8 protein-coding genes are annotated in these 15152 nt (G+C 59.5%); all 8 read left to right on the top strand.

What is annotated here, in order from left to right:
* Positions 1-351: 351 nt before the first annotated feature.
* The 8 genes from ABAZ39_RS12740 to ABAZ39_RS34095 are packed head-to-tail and all read left to right on the top strand — an operon-like array spanning position 352 to position 15098.
* Complete coding sequence (locus tag ABAZ39_RS12740; RefSeq protein ID WP_038529869.1) at positions 352-1239, top strand: BrxR family helix-turn-helix transcriptional regulator; 888 nt, start codon at positions 352-354, stop codon at positions 1237-1239.
* A gap of 1 nt (position 1240) precedes the next feature.
* Positions 1241-1699, top strand: coding sequence for a BREX-3 system P-loop-containing protein BrxF (gene brxF, locus ABAZ39_RS34100; RefSeq protein WP_081862995.1), 459 nt, complete (start codon positions 1241-1243; stop codon positions 1697-1699).
* A gap of 14 nt (positions 1700-1713) precedes the next feature.
* Entirely contained in the window at positions 1714-5445 is a 3732-nt protein-coding gene (locus ABAZ39_RS12735; RefSeq protein ID WP_200885622.1) for a DUF6079 family protein, read from the top strand.
* Between the two features lie 5 nt (positions 5446-5450).
* A complete protein-coding gene (locus ABAZ39_RS12730; protein WP_144243533.1) occupies positions 5451-6800 on the top strand; it encodes a hypothetical protein in 1350 nt (449 codons plus the stop codon).
* A gap of 12 nt (positions 6801-6812) precedes the next feature.
* Positions 6813-9584: a DNA methyltransferase gene (locus ABAZ39_RS12725; protein ID WP_038529865.1), complete on the top strand. Its 2772-nt coding sequence runs from the start codon at positions 6813-6815 to the stop codon at positions 9582-9584.
* Positions 9581-12394 carry a DEAD/DEAH box helicase gene (locus ABAZ39_RS12720; protein WP_038529863.1) on the top strand — a complete coding sequence of 938 codons (2814 nt, stop codon included), beginning with the start codon at positions 9581-9583 and terminating at the stop codon, positions 12392-12394. Before ABAZ39_RS12725 ends, ABAZ39_RS12720 begins: the two co-directional genes overlap by 4 nt.
* Positions 12391-14385, top strand: a complete 1995-nt coding sequence (gene pglZ, locus ABAZ39_RS12715; protein ID WP_038529860.1) for a BREX-3 system phosphatase PglZ — start codon at positions 12391-12393, stop codon at positions 14383-14385. The genes ABAZ39_RS12720 and pglZ overlap by 4 nt, the downstream gene beginning before the upstream one ends.
* Positions 14382-15098 carry a hypothetical protein gene (locus ABAZ39_RS34095; protein ID WP_081862994.1) on the top strand — a complete coding sequence of 239 codons (717 nt, stop codon included), beginning with the start codon at positions 14382-14384 and terminating at the stop codon, positions 15096-15098. Before pglZ ends, ABAZ39_RS34095 begins: the two co-directional genes overlap by 4 nt.
* Positions 15099-15152 lie beyond the last annotated feature (54 nt).

The following is a 15152-nucleotide window of genomic DNA, read 5'->3' as shown; positions in this document are numbered from 1 at the left end:
AGGGAGAGGCGCCGGGAGCAAACTCTCTCGTCGCATGGGTTCACACAAATTCGATTAGGGGCCGACGAGACGAAGCGAAGGCTTTTGATCATTGGAGGTTAATGGCACCTTAATCGATCAATGGATTTGCAATGGTGCAACAGTTTACCGACCGCAATTGCCTGTTCCTTTCGCCGTAGCATGCGAAGCCTGCTGGCAATCAGCGGATCAGCCGCTCCGCCGGATCCGTGGCATATAGCCTGCCACAGATGGCGCCCTCCAAATTCGGTTGAGCGACTCACCCGTATTGGGTACTTTCGACGCCAACCCAGAAACTGGGCGCACTCAGTTCCGTAGCAGGATCATTGGTCTATGACGAAAAGGCCGGATCTTCGGTGGGGCGTCGAGCGGCGGCTCGAGTTCATCGAGTTCCGCCTGTTTTGGGAGGGGCATGTGAATCGGGGCGATCTGATGGATGCGTTCGGCGTGTCGGTGAACCAGGCGTCTACCGATCTGAACCGCTACATCGGAATGGCTCCGGACAACATGGTCTACGACAAGAGCGCCCGGACCTACATCCGAGGCAGCAAGTTCGACCCCCTTTTTTTGAAGCCGGACGCTAGTCGTTACCTCTCTCAGATTCGTTCCGTCGCCGACGGCAACCTCGACCGGGCTGAGGCCTGGATCGGCCAGTTTCCGTCCTACGACTCCGCGCCGACACCAGTACGGGGCGTCAACGCCAAAACCCTGCGTTCGGTTGTTGCCGCAATTCGCCGATCAGAAGCAATCGAGGTCAAATACCAGTCCCTGTCCCGGCCGGAGCCACACTGGCGATGGATTGCGCCACACGCGATCGGGTTCGACGGGTTCCGCTGGCATGCGCGGGCCTTCTGCCTCACCGACCAGAGCTTTAAGAACTTTTTTCTCTCTCGGATCATCGAGACTCGCGGCACCAAGCCGAGCGAGGTCGGTGCCGATGGCGACGCCGACTGGAACGAGCAGGTGACTTTGGAGATCGGACCGCACCCAGAGCTGTCCGACACGCAGCAGAAAGTCATTGCCCTCGATTACGGGATGCGTAGCGGCCGGGCGAAGTTCCCCGTGCGCAAGGCGCTTCTCTACTACGCGCTCAAGCGGCTGGGACTGGACACCGACCCCACAGCGCGGCGCCCTCAGGATCAGCAAATCGTGCTGCTTAACGCGGCCGAACTCAGCACCAAGACTCAAGCCAGGTTCCCCGAGTCTCGGACGGATGGCTGAGATGATCGAGAAGCTGGATCACCTGGTCGAGGATATCTCGGGCCTGAACAGCAAGCTGATCCTTCTGATCGGTCCGCCGCGATCAGGAAAAAGCAATCTGCTTGGGCAGTTAGCCGAGCGTCGGCAAGCGCACGTTCTGAGCGTTGGTGCTGCCCTTGGTCGTGAATTGCTTACGGTGCCTAGTACCCGAAGACACTTGCTGGCGGCTGATCTGCTGAAAGAGCTCGCGGATGGATTTGTCAGCCGGGGGCTCTTACTCTTGGATAACATCGAGCTCCTGTTCGATCGAACACTTCAGCTCAGCCCGCTAGATCTACTGAAGCGACATGCTCACGCGCGTCGCGTCATTGCAGTGTGGCCAGGAGAGCTGCAGGAAGGCCGGCTTTCCTATGCCACGACAGGACATCCAGAACATCAGGACTACGGCATCGACGGCCTAGTCCCGTTCAAAATTCATTGAAGGGGGAACTCGGGATGCCGATGCGTTATGGCGATCTCATTCAATTTGAACCGATCGAGTCGGTCATTCAGCTTCTGGACGCCAATCGTCCGGATGAGGCCAAGAAGCTTGTCTCGACCTACGTCATTTCCGACGACATGGCCGAGCGAATCGCCAAGCAAATGATCCCCCAGCTTTCGTTCGACGAGGCCGTGGACCACAAGGGCGTGCTGGTTGTTGGCAACTACGGGACCGGTAAGTCGCACCTGATGTCGGTGCTATCGCTGGTCGCCGAAGACGCCGCATATGTCCCGATGATCCGCCATCCCAAGGTGGCCGAGGCCGCGGGTGCCATTGCCGGAAAATTCAAGGTTCACCGGATCGAAATTTCTAGCCAGATGTCCTTGCGGGACATCATTACGCAACAGCTTGAGGTATTCCTCGAAAAGCACGGCGTCAGCTATTCCTTCCCTCCAGCCGACAAGGTTATTAACAACAAGGCCGCCTTCGAAGAGATGATGGCGGCGTTCGCCGAGGTCCATCCCAACCACGGCGTCCTGCTCGTAGTCGACGAGTTTCTCGAATACCTGAGATCGCGCAAGGATCACGATCTGGTTCTAGACCTCTCGTTCTTGCGAGAGATCGGCGAGGTCACAAAGCACCTCCGTTTCCGGTTCGTCGCCGGCGTTCAGGAAGCGATCTTCGACAGCAGCCGCTTCCAGCATGTCGCCGACAGCCTTCGTCGTGTGAAGGACCGCTTCACACAGATCCTGCTCGCCCGCCAGGACGTCAGTTTCGTCGTGGCCGAGCGCCTCCTGAAGAAGACGGCAGATCAGCAGAACAAGATCCGCGCTTACCTGACGCCGTTCGCCAAATTCTATGGCTCGATGAACGAGCGCATGGACGAGTATGTCCGGCTGTTCCCGGTGCACCCTGATTACATCGGGACCTTCGAGCGGCTGGTGTTCACCGAGAAGCGCGGCGCACTGGTTACCCTCCGGGATCAGATCCAGGCCATTCTCAGCGATGAGGTGCCCGACGAACGGCCGGGACTGATCGGCTACGACAAGTTCTGGGAGACGGTCACGTCGAACTCCGTGCTGCGCGCGGATCCGAACATCGGGCCTGTGCTTAAGGTATCCGAAGTCCTGTCAGAGCGCGTAAGGAAGGCTTTCACCCGCCCGGCATACCGGCCAATGGCGCTCCGCATCATCGACGGACTTTCGGTTCATCGCCTGACGACGGGCGGCGACATTTATGTTCCCGTGGGACCGACGGCTGAGGAACTCCGCGATACGCTTTGCTTGTTTCAACCGGGCATCGAAGACATGGGCGGAGAGCCGGAGGCCGACCTGCTTTCCCTCGTTCAGACAGTGCTGCGGGAGACGCTGAAGACCGTCAACGGACAGTTCGTCTCGAAAGCGCCGGATACCGAACAATACTACCTTGATCTGAAGAAGGACGTCGATTACGACGCCCAGATCGAGAAGCGGGCTGAAGCCCTGTCCGATGACGCGCTCGACCGCGCGTACTACAGCGCGATCCGTCAGCTGATGGAGCGCACCGACGAGACCACCTACGTCACCGGCCATCAGATATGGCAGTATCAGATCGAGTGGCAGGACCACCGCGTCGAGCGCAGCGGGTATCTCTTCTTCGGTGCCCCGAACGACCGGCCGACGGCGCAGCCCGAGCGGGATTTCTACATCTATTTCATTCAGCCGTTCGAACCGCCGCGGTTCCGTGACGACCACAAGGCCGACGAGGTCTTCTTCCGTCTCAAAGGGCTCGATGATGCGATCAGGCGTCATCTCTCCTTCTATGCCGCAGCTCAGGATCTTGCCTCCACGGCCAGCGGCGGCGCGAAGTCCATCTACCTCGACAAGGCCAAAGACGCCCTGCGCGACATGAGCAAGTGGCTGCAGGAAAAGCAGATGACGGCCTACGAGGTCACCTATCAGGGCAAGAGCAAAACCCTGCAGGAGTGGACTAAGGGCGTCTCGTTGCGCGACAAGGCACGTCTCGGTCCGGAAGAGCGCATCAACTTCCGCGACGTCGTCAACGTCATCTCCGGTCTCGCGCTGAACAACCAGTTTGCCGAGGTGGCGCCTGAATATCCGACATTCTCCGCGCTCGTGACCGAGGCGAACCGGAAGCAGCTTGTCGGCAACGCTCTACGCGCGCTCGCAGGCGGAAACCGGACCAAGGACGCCGTGGTCATCCTCGACGGCCTGGAGATGCTGGACGGTGATCGCATCGACCCCACACAGTCTCGCTATGCGCAGGACGTCTTGGCTCGGCTGAAGGCCAAAGGCCATGGCCAGGTGCTGAATCGTGGTGAGCTGGTCAGCGGCGACGCGGACGTCGAGTACTTCGCGCCGATCAAGTTCCGCCTGGAGCCCGATCTGCTTGTCACCGTTCTGGGCGGGCTGGTCTATGCCGGCGACGTCGTCCTGGCGATCACCGGCGACAAGATCGATTCCGGCAAGATCACGCTCCTCGCGGAACGGCCGCTCGACGAGCTGAAGCAGTTCAAGCACGTCGAGGCACCGAAGGAGATCAACGTCGCCGTCCTCCGCGCGCTGTTCGAGATGTTGGGCTTGCCGCCCGGGCTCGCTCAGCAGGCAACGCAGGGCTCGGACGAGCCGGTCAAGCTGCTCCAGGAGGAGGTTGGGAAGCTGACGCGGCGCGTGCTCAGCGCCGCTACGGACATGTCTGGCCGGCTGAGCTTCTGGGGTCAGCCGCTGCTGCGGGAAGAAGAGATCCGCGACTGGCGCACCAAGCTCGATGCGCTCAAGACCTTCACGGAGAGCCTGGCTCCTTACAACACGGTCGGAAAGCTCAAGAACCTTCGCATCGGCTCTGACGATATCGCGGCCCAGAAAAAGAACCTCGAAGTCCTGCAGGCTGTCGAGGGGATGCTGGAACTGGTCGTCGAGCTCGGTACCACGGCCAGCTATCTGTCGCAGGCCGAGATGGTTCTGTCGGCAGACCATGCCTGGGTTCGCCTAGCGCAGGAGACTCGCAAGCAGGTCCTCGACAAGCTCGCGGCAGATAGGACCGCGCAGCACGCAGCGGAATACCGGCAGACGTTGGCCAAGCTGAAGAAGGATTACATCACGGCCTATGTCGGGCTGCACAGCAAGGCACGCCTTGGGGTCACGGAAGAGAAGACGAAGTCCGCACTGCGCAAGGACCCGCGGCTTGTCGCCATGCGGGCGCTGGCTGGCATCTCGCTGATGCCGACCAGCCAGCTGACGACCTTCGAGGAGAAGCTGGACAAGCTGAAGAGCTGCGCATCTCTCGTCGAGTCTGAGCTTTCGGCCAGCCCGGTCTGCCCGCACTGCGGCTTCCGGCCGGCGAACGAGCAAGGCGACCTGCTTCCGGCTGCGAACGTCCTGAAGCAGCTCGACGACGAGCTCGACCGGCTGATCGACGGCTGGACGCAGACCCTGCTCGACAACCTCGACGATCCGATCATCCAGGAGAACTTCGATCTCCTGAAGACAGCCGCCCGTAGCCTCGTCGATGGCTTCATCTCGTCCAAGAGACTGCCGGATCCGGTGACGCCTGAGTTTGTCGCTGCGGTTCAGGAGGCGTTGTCGGGGCTGGAAAAGATCAACGTCAGCAGTGCGGACATCAGACAGGCGCTCCTGCAAGGCGGTTCCCCGGCAACACCCGAGGATCTTCGCAAGCGCTTCGAGTCCTTTCTGAACGACCGCTGCAAGGGCAAGGACACCACCAAGCTGCGCTTTGTGGTGGAGTGAAGTCCATGTCCATCCAAGCTGTCACGGACATTGATGTCTTAGCGCTTGCGGTTCGGGACCGGGAGTCACGTCGACTGGTCGAGGAAGCGATTACTGCATATCGTGGAGGAGCTCTCCGCTCCGCAATCATGTCGGTCTGGATCGCAGTTGTGCACGATGTCTTCTCCAAGGCTCGGGAACTGGCTAGTCAAGGAGATGCAGCCTCCGTTGCGTTCGTTGGGAAGCTCGACAATGCGATCGAGCACAAGAACATCGTGCAGATGCAGGCATTGGAGCGTGAACTGCTGGATACGGCCAAGGACGATCTGCAGCTCGTCACACCCCATGAGTTTGAAACGCTCCGGCGAATTCAAGAAGACCGCCATCTTTGTGCCCACCCGGCATTCATCACCGAAGATGAACTATTTCAACCGTCTCCTGACCTCGTCAGATCGCATCTTGTTCACGCTCTTCAGTGCCTGCTGATTCACGCGCCGCTTCAAGGAAAGAGCGCACTCAACCGCTTTAAGGCGGACGTCCTCAGTCCATCGTTTCCGTCGACCGAGGACGGCATCAGGACTTTCGTATCGGCCAAATACCTGAACCGCTCCAAAGATGCCCTGGTGGCGAACCTGATCAAGGTTCTGCTCAAGGCGCCGTTCCTGGAAGGTGAAGAGGAACTGCTCAGGAAGAAGCGCCAACTCGCGTGGGCGCTTAGCGAGGTTGCCGCAAAGAAGACACGGATTTTTGAAGAGATCGCCCGCCCGTTCGTCGGCCAGTTCTTTGATGGCGTAGGTGACGGTCGGCTTCTGAACATCTGCACTTTCATTGGTGCCGAGCCGCAGCTTTGGGGCTGGCTCACCGATCCCGTCAAACTGCGTCTTGTGCGCCTCATCGAGGAGTGTTCGATCGAGGACATGAAGGAGCATCTGGTCTTCGATGCGTTCGCGATTCCAGAGTTGGCAGACACGCTGTTGGCAAAGTTCACGAGCTTTGCAGCGCCCGAGCGCATACAGCTCTTGTCCGACAATCCCTGCAGGGAGTTCGTGCCGTTCGGTATCGACATCTACGCGACGGCGGGCAGCTATCGCGACGCGGAGAAGCTTGGACAGACGGTGGTGATCCCTCTCGCTCCGCATTTCGGGGCGGATGACATCGGTCGTTTGCTCGATGCAGTGCTCGGCAACAGCCAGATCTCCTACGCGTCAGCGACGGCGGACGTCCTGCTGGGGGTTTTCAAGCTGACTTCAGCGACCTTGCCTGCGTCGCGAGACCATTGGCAGCGCTTTGTCGACGAGATGACCGCTCAGCATGGCGGCAAGACCGACACGCCGTACTCCTATCCCAGCATTCGCGCGAAGCTCGACGCCGCGTAAAAGGTGACACCAATGAATGACCTCCTGAACCACGACACCGGAGTGAACAAGAAAGGCCATGTTGAGTGCCTTGGTATTACTTTCCCAAGCGAGGACGCGCGGCGGGAGCACTTCTTGGGGCTGTTGGCGGAGAAGTTGAAGGATCCGGCGTTCCGGAAGCAGGAGGGGTTTCCGCAAGGCTCGGATGAAGCGATCCTGGCCATGTCTGATCCGCCTTACTACACGGCGTGCCCGAATCCCTGGCTGGCGGAATTTGTGAAGTACTACGGCAAGGCTTACGACCCTAGCCAGGAATACGCGCGCGAGCCGATGGCGATCGACGTGTCAGTGAGCAAGACCGATCCGATTTACAAAGCGCATTCCTACCACACCAAGGTGCCCCACCTGGCCATCGTGCCGTCGATCCTGCACTTCACCGAGCCGGGTGACATCGTGCTCGACGGATTTGCAGGATCGGGCATGACCGGCGTGGCCGCACAGTGGTGCGGCACGGCCCCCGCGTCTTATCGCCACCAAGTAGAGATGGAGTGGAAGAAGGCAGGCATGTCCGCGCCGAAGTGGGGTGCGCGCAGGGCTGTGCTGAACGATCTGTCGCCGGCCGCGACGTTTATCGGGGCCAACTACAACCTGCCCTTCGATGTCGACGCTTTTGCCAAGGCAGGAAACCAACTCCTAGCTGAAGTCGAGCGCGAAATCGGCTGGATGTACGAAACGCTGCACACGGATGGCAAAACAAAGGGGCGGATCGAGTTCACCGTCTGGAGCGAGGTGTTCACATGCCCCGAGTGCACAGGCGAAGTGAACTTCCTTGAAGAAGCGCTTGAGGAAGACAGCAAGCGTACTCGCGATGTGTTTCCGTGCCCGCATTGCGGTTCAGAACTAAACAAAGACCGGCTAGAACGGGTTCTAGAAACCCGCATTGACCCCGCAAGCGGAAAGCCTTGGAAGAGGGTAAAATTTAGGCCTGCTTTGATTGTCTATAGCATCGGAAAAGGGCGCTACAAGAAACAGCCTGATAGCGCCGATCTAGCGATGATCTCACGCATTGAGAACATGCCACTTCCTGTTGGCATCCCAACGGACCGCTTTCCGATTGAGGAAATGTACCACGGATCGCGTATCGCGCCGAAAGGCTTCACAAATATCCATCACTTCTTTTTGCCGCGATCGTCTCAGGCTATGGCACTCCTGTGGTCCAAGGCTGCCGCACAATCAGACCCTCGCATTCGCTCCGTGCTGAAGTTCTTTGTCGAGCAAGCTTTTTGGACTGCGTCTTTGCTCAACCGGTTTCGCCCAACCGGCTTCTCCCAAGTGAACCAATACCTTACAGGCGTATATTATGTAGCTTCCCAGCATGCTGAGTGCAGCCCTCGGTATATTCTGGAAGGCAAGCTGGGTAGATTGGTAAAAACGTTCCAGCAGTTTAAATCTCGTCTTGGAAATTCAGTCATAACTGCCGGTACAGCGGCAAGCCTACCACTGCCGCCTGACTCAATTGACTACATTTTTACGGACCCGCCATTTGGTGAAAACATTTACTACGCCGACCTTAATTTCCTTATTGAGTCATGGCACGGCGTTACAACCGATGCCAAGCCTGAAGCCATCATCGACGGTTTCAAGAACAAGGCGCTTGTGGACTACCAGCACCTTATGCAGCGGTGCTTCGCAGAATATCACCGAGTTCTGAAGCCCGGCCGCTGGATGACTGTAGTCTTTTCCAACAGCAAAGCGTCTGTTTGGAACACAATTCAGGTTGCACTTCAGCAGGCTGGCTTCGTGGTCGCCGAGGTCAATGCGCTCGACAAGGTCCAGGGTAGCTACCGACAGGTCACGTCGACGACAGCGGTGAAGCAGGATCTTGTCATCTCTGCGTACAAGCCGAATGGCGGGCTCGAAAAGCGGCTGGCAGAACGTGGCGCAGCCCCGGAGTCAGCCTGGGATTTCGTCCAGACGCATCTCCGGCAGTTGCCCGTCTCGAAGACAAAGAACGGCGGCCTTGAAATGGTCGTGGAACGCGATCCACGCCGTATCTACGACAGAATGGTTGCCTGGTTCGTTCGCCATGATTTCCCGGTGCCGCTCTCGACCGAGGAGTTCCTGGAAGGGATGCGGAGCCGGTTCCCGGAGCGTGACGGCATGGTGTTCCTGCCGGAGCAGGTCGCCGAATACGACCGAAAGCGGGCCCAAGCCGCGCAGGCGCCACAGATGGAGTTGTTCGTCTCCGACGAACGTTCGGCCATCGACTGGTTGATGGACTTCTTGCGAAAGCGCCCCTCGACCTATCAGGAGGTGCATCCCGAGTTCACCACCCAAGTCGGCGCGGGCTGGCGGAAGCACGAGGAGAGGCCGGAGCTCTCGGCGCTGCTCGCCGACAATTTCCTGCGCTACGATGGCAACGGCGACGTGCCGAGCCAAATCCACAGCTATCTGTCCACCAACTTCAAGGATTTGCGCGGTCTGGAGAAGGATGACCCGCGGCTGAAGGCCAAGGCGAAGGATCGCTGCTACGTCCCTGACCCGAGCAAGGCGAAGGACCTGGAGCAGAAGCGCGAGCGGTCGCTGCTGAAGGAGTTCGAGAGCTACAAGTCCGCACCGGGCCGCCGTCTCAAGGAGTTCCGGCTTGAGGTGCTTCGTGCAGGCTTCAAAACCGCGTGGGCCGCGAAGGACTACAAGACCATCATCGGCATCGCTCAGAAGATCCCAGAGGAGGCGCTGCAGGAGGATGAGAAGCTGCTGCTTTGGTACGACCAGGCGCTCACCCGCATGGAGGCTGATGCGTGACGCATGCCGGCGGCAGACATGGCATCGGCGCGTGGTGCTGGCATGAACGACATGCCGCGCCCTGCCGTGTCGTTGACCGGGAGGAGATCTGGGAAGAAACCGCCTATCGGGTCTGGCTGCCCGGCAAAGACGCCGTGGTTCGCGCACGCTCGCGCGATCTGAGCCCGCTCGACGCGGTCCAGCCGACAGTCGATCAGATGCTGCACACCGCCGCGGCGGCCAAGCTTCTGGACGCGCTGGAGGACAACCTCCTGCTGGCGCCGATCCAGTCGAGCGTCGTGCCGTTGCCGCACCAGCTCTACGCGCTCAACCGCGCCATGAGCCGGGACAGGATCCGCTATCTGCTCGCGGACGAGGTGGGGCTAGGCAAGACGATCGAAGCCGGTCTCATCCTGCGCGAACTGAAGCTGCGCGGGATGGCGCGGCGGATCCTCGTCGTGGCGCCCAAGGGGCTGGTCAGGCAGTGGCAAGCCGAGATGCGCCTGCATTTCGGCGAGCATTTCCAGTTCATCGAGCCGGCCGAACTCTCCGCCTTCCGCCAATGGCGAAGCGACGAGGATAACCTCTGGCGGCTGCATGATCAGGTAATCTGCTCGCTCGACTCCGTGAAGCCGCTCGAAGGCCGTCGCGGCTGGAGCCTCGAGCAGCTCAGCACCTACAATCGGGAGCGCTTCGAAGACCTTATCTCGGCATCCTGGGATCTGGTCATCATCGACGAAGCCCACCGCATGGGTGGCAGCACGGACCAAGTGGCGCGCTATAAATTGGGTGCTGCACTGGCAGAGGCCGCGCCGTATCTGCTGCTGCTGTCTGCTACCCCGCACCAGGGCAAGACCGATCAGTTCCATCGGCTGATGCAGCTACTCGACCGGGACGCCTTCCCGGACGAGAGCAGCGTTTCCAGCGAGCGGGTACGCCCCTTCGTCGTGCGAACCGAGAAGCGCGTCGCGATCGATGCCGAGGGCAAGCCGCTCTTCAAACCGCGCATGACCCGCCTCCATCCAGTGGCATGGCAGGACCGCCATGCCAGCCAGCAGAAGCTCTACGAGGCCGTCACCGACTATGTCCGCCACGGCTACAACCAGGCCATGGCCGCGAAGCAGCGGCACATCGGATTCCTGATGATCCTGATGCAACGGCTCGTGACATCCAGCACGGCGGCCATCCGAGCGACGCTTGAAAAACGCCAAGCCTTGCTGGACCAGCCGCAGCTACAGCCATCCTTGTTCGAGACAGCCGACGTTGACGAGTGGGCGGAGCTGGACGGCCAGACCCAAGTTGATCTCGCCATCCAGACCAAGGGCTGGGAGATGGAAAAGGCCGAAGTCGACACGCTGCTCGACCTTGCCCACGCCACGGAGGCACAGGGGACGGACGCCAAGGCTGAGGCACTTCTGGAGCTCATCTATAAGCTTCAGCAGGAAGAGAACGATCCTGAGCTGAAGGTGCTGGTCTTCACCGAGTTCGTGCCAACGCAGGCGATGCTTGCGGATTTCCTCGAAAGCCGCGGCTTTTCGGTCGCCACTTTGAACGGGAGCATGGATCTCGAAGCCCGAACCCGGGCGCAGCAATCATTCTCCCGAGATATCCGCATTCTGATCTCGACGGACGCTGGTGGCGAGGGTTTGAACCTCCAGTTCTGCCACGTCATCGTGAACTTCGACATGCCGTGGAACCCTATGCGGGTCGAACAGCGCATCGGCCGCGTCGACCGTATCGGGCAACCACACATCGTGCGTGCGATCAACTTCGTCCTGGAGGACACGGTCGAACATCGCGTGCGCGAGGTTCTGGAGACGAAGCTCGCCGTCATCGCCGAAGAGTTCGGGGTGGACAAGGCCGCCGATGTAATGGACTCGGTCGAAGCAGAGCCGCTGTTCGATGAACTCTTTGTCCAGGGGCTCCAGAACCCAGACGCCATCGAAAGCGAATGCGACGCAGTTGTGTCGCAGCTTCGGTCGACCATCGCGGAAAGCCGCAAGAGCAGCGAACTCTTGTCGGATGGGCACCAGCTTGATGCAGACGATGCCCGCAAATGGAGAGACCACCCGGCACAGTTCTGGCTGGAACGGGCAATCACGACCGGACTACCCGCGCGCGGCGGAGACGCCGTCAAAGAAGCCGATTTTTGGCGGGTGCGTTGGGTGGACGGAAGCGAGTCGGCCAAGGTCTGCTTCGACGCGAGGACGGCCGAGGAGCGGCCCGACGTCGAATGGGTGACGCTTGAAGATACTCGCGCTCGGGCAGTGATCAGCGATCTGCCGCGCTGCGTTTCGGGTCAACCGCTTCCTACTGTCCGGATTGCCGGCCTTCCGGAGAGCGTCCGGGGCGTATGGTCGCTGTGGGAGATCAGTCTGTCCGCCGATGATTTCAGCCGACGGCGCTTCTTGTCCGTCTTCGTGAATGACGAAGGGCGAACCTTCCTGCCAACAGCGAAGCGGATCTGGGATCTTCTTCTGACGGAACGGGTCGAGAGTGTCGGAACTGTTGCCGCCGCTGATGCAAGCGGCTGCTTTGATCGCTCGAAAAATGCCGCTCTCGCCCAAGGTGAGCGTATCTTTGCGGATCTGGTGGAGGAGCACAGGGCCCGAATTCAGGAAGAGCGCGAACGTGTTAAGTACGCCTACGATGCGCGGTATCAGGCAATTGGCCGGGTCGGGCTCCAGACAGTCCGTGACTACCGTCGCAAGCGTCTGCGTGCCGACCATGATGCCCACATGGCGCAGCTGGATGCCGCCGAGGCATACACGCCCGATCTGAACGCCATTCTCATGCTGCGTGTCGGCGAACCAGGACGGGCTGCATCATGAGCGCATGGACCGACCGTATCCTGCAGGAGTTTCCTGCCGATCTTTCCCGCTTCTGGATCGCCTGCGATCCGGATGATCTCCTGTTGGATGAGCGCATATTGCACGGTCTTCGCGAACGAGGTTTCGAAGTGCTGCCCTTCGATGACCCTGTCGCCTTTAGAACAGAGTATGAAGAGCGCTACCGAGCAGCTTGGGATCGCGGCGAGGAAGGAACATCAAAGGCGCTCGTCTTGCAGCTGCGCGAGACTGATGTTAATGCGCTGCCTTGGGATTACGTCCGCATGGGACGCAAGGTCAGCCTGAGCTTGGCCGATCTGTTCCCCAGACTGAGTTATGGCGTAATCCGGCAGATTGACTCGGAGTACCATGAAGCCCTGTTTCTGGCGCACAATAAGCACGCCACTCAGCCGCTCGGGGAAGGGGCGACCAAGGACTTCATCCTGACCCACATCTTCCGCATAAGCCCTTACCTGCTCAGCAGGCCAGAGGATTTCTGGCGAGAAGTCTTGCGGCTCCATTACCGCGGCGCTGGGCTGCCGGCTTTGCTGGCGAAGCATGTTGCGGCGATCTTGAAGGACACGCCCCTCGGCGATCTGCCCATAGCGGAGCTGCTGGCGTCGAAGAGCTACATAGTGCGCACAGTGCAGGATGCCTGGGGCCGCTTCTTGTTGCAGTATGGTGTCCACAGCCAACGCACTTCGAACGACTCGGCAGAGGTCTTGCCAGAGGTTTCAGTACCGTTTGAGCATCCCGACGTCAGGGTCATCGTCGACACGATGTTCCTCGAAGGGGCTCTTCAGCCTGTCGGGGCGCATGACCCTCCGAGTGACTTGCCGGGGTGGGTCAAGGTGGGGCTGGTTGAGGACCCACATGCGCTTGGCCACCTTGTATCAGAAGGTGTGAGGAGGATCACCGCTGACCTGCCTGATGCCAACGCGACGCATCGCGACTGGGTCGAACTGGCCCGCCGGCTCGGCGAAGTCATCTCGCGCTTCAATAGTCTAAGCACAGAAATCGCCGAGTCGATCCAGCAACAGGTCCGCAAGCTGCAACGCGACGCTGACGAGCGTCTGAAGGACTGGCTAATTCAGCATTACGCGGATATTCCGTCCCTCTCGGCGGCGAAAGGGCCAGTGATGGTTCATCACGTGCCGCGGTATCTGGCACTGCGCCGGAATGCCGGCGAGGAACGGGTTGCGCTTCTTGTGTTCGACGGCCTGGCACTGGATCAGTGGTTCCAAATCCGAGAGCGCTTGGCTGCTCGTCTACCTGGCTTTTCAGCAGAAGAAGGAGGGTGCTTCGCATGGCTGCCCACTCTCACTTCCGTCTCACGACAGGCTCTGTTTTCAGGTCTAAAGCCCCGTGAGTTCTCGAACTCGATCGAAAACACATCCCAGGAACCGTCTCTATGGGCTCGTTTCTGGCAGGAGAACGGCCTTCGCAAGCCAGAGATCGTTTATCAGAAAGGCCTGAAGCGGACGGCGCAATTGGCCGAGCTAGAGGATGCCGTCTCCAGACCAGCAACAAAGGTTGTTGGCATAGTCGTCGATATGATCGATGAAATCGTTCACGGGGCGATGCTGGGAAAGCGAGGTGTCGCTGGGCAAATAAATGAGTGGTGCGAAACCGGTTTCGTAGAAAAGCTGTTCTTGCTGCTCGCGGAGCAAGGATATCAAATCTATCTCACCGCTGACCACGGCAATGTCGATGCGGAGGGCATTGGCCGTCTCAGCCAAGGTGTCGTTTCTGAGCTGAGAGGCGAAAGGGTTCGGACCTATCGCAGTGAACCCCTGGCTGCGTCTGTGCCGCCAGAAATTGATGCGTTCCGGCTATATAGTTCTGGACTACCGCCGGACTTCTTGCCGGTATACGCCGGCACACGGGGAGCATTCGTTCCAAAAGGAGATCAAATCGTCGCGCACGGAGGGATTTCAGTCGAGGAACTCATCGTTCCCTTCATCAAGATAAACATAAAAAGACCAGCATCATGAACTCCTCGTCGCCGCAGATAGGTTTTGACCGCTTCATCCAACTGGATTGGGCTTTGCTTGCACTCCGCATCCGGGCTGGTAGGGGCACTCTCGAAGAGCTCGACGAGGTGCTGGCGTCATCGCACGCCGGACCAGCAGCGAAGAAAAAGACTAGGACGGTACTCAACCGCCTTTGGCTGGAGCCTCGTGCTGACCTTGTCGGCTTTGCCGACCGCGGAGTTGAAATCTTTTGCGATGCGCCTGAGACCACGGTTCCCGCACTGACATGGGGTATGGCGCTCGCCACATACCCCTTCTTCGGAAAGGTGGCGGAGATTGTTGGCAGACTCACAACGCTTCAGGGCGATTGCACATCCGCAGAGGTTCACCGACGCATGGCCGAAATCTACGGCGAACGGGAAGGCACTCGTCGCATGACAAACATGGTTCTGCAGTCGCAGGCCAGTTGGGGGGCCATCGGGAGGACAGACAAGGGCAAGCGGCTTGTTCGCAAGACGGCGATCGATTTGCATGGATCGGCGGTAGCCACGTGGCTCGCCGAAGCGTGTTTGAGACATGCTGGTCGAACCGTTCCGGTCGCCAGCATTGCTTCAAACCCAACTATTTTTCCCTTCACGCTTGGAGGATCAATTTCATACCTCCTTTCGAAGTCACGAGCCATTGAGATGCGCGTCGATAGCTCAGGCAATCAAGTTGTCGGCCTGACAGGCTGAATGATGGTTGCATTTTCTGAAGTCAATATATGAGGCTGGTTACGGCAGACTGCG

It is taken from the genome of Azospirillum argentinense (genome assembly GCF_000632475.1).
In the GTDB taxonomy this organism is placed as follows: Bacteria; Pseudomonadota; Alphaproteobacteria; order Azospirillales; family Azospirillaceae; genus Azospirillum; species Azospirillum baldaniorum.
This window is presented reverse-complemented; position numbering and strand designations above follow the sequence as displayed.

What these genes read in the sequence shown, in the direction of transcription:
- ABAZ39_RS12740 (WP_038529869.1), top strand. Translation starts at nt 352, where the DNA reads ATGACGAAAAGGCCGGATCTTCGGTGGGGCGTCGAGCGGCGGCTCGAG.
- brxF (WP_081862995.1), top strand. Translation starts at nt 1,241, where the DNA reads ATGATCGAGAAGCTGGATCACCTGGTCGAGGATATCTCGGGCCTGAAC.
- ABAZ39_RS12735 (WP_200885622.1), top strand. Translation starts at nt 1,714, where the DNA reads ATGCCGATGCGTTATGGCGATCTCATTCAATTTGAACCGATCGAGTCG.
- ABAZ39_RS12730 (WP_144243533.1), top strand. Translation starts at nt 5,451, where the DNA reads ATGTCCATCCAAGCTGTCACGGACATTGATGTCTTAGCGCTTGCGGTT.
- ABAZ39_RS12725 (WP_038529865.1), top strand. Translation starts at nt 6,813, where the DNA reads ATGAATGACCTCCTGAACCACGACACCGGAGTGAACAAGAAAGGCCAT.
- pglZ (WP_038529860.1), top strand. Translation starts at nt 12,391, where the DNA reads ATGAGCGCATGGACCGACCGTATCCTGCAGGAGTTTCCTGCCGATCTT.
- ABAZ39_RS34095 (WP_081862994.1), top strand. Translation starts at nt 14,382, where the DNA reads ATGAACTCCTCGTCGCCGCAGATAGGTTTTGACCGCTTCATCCAACTG.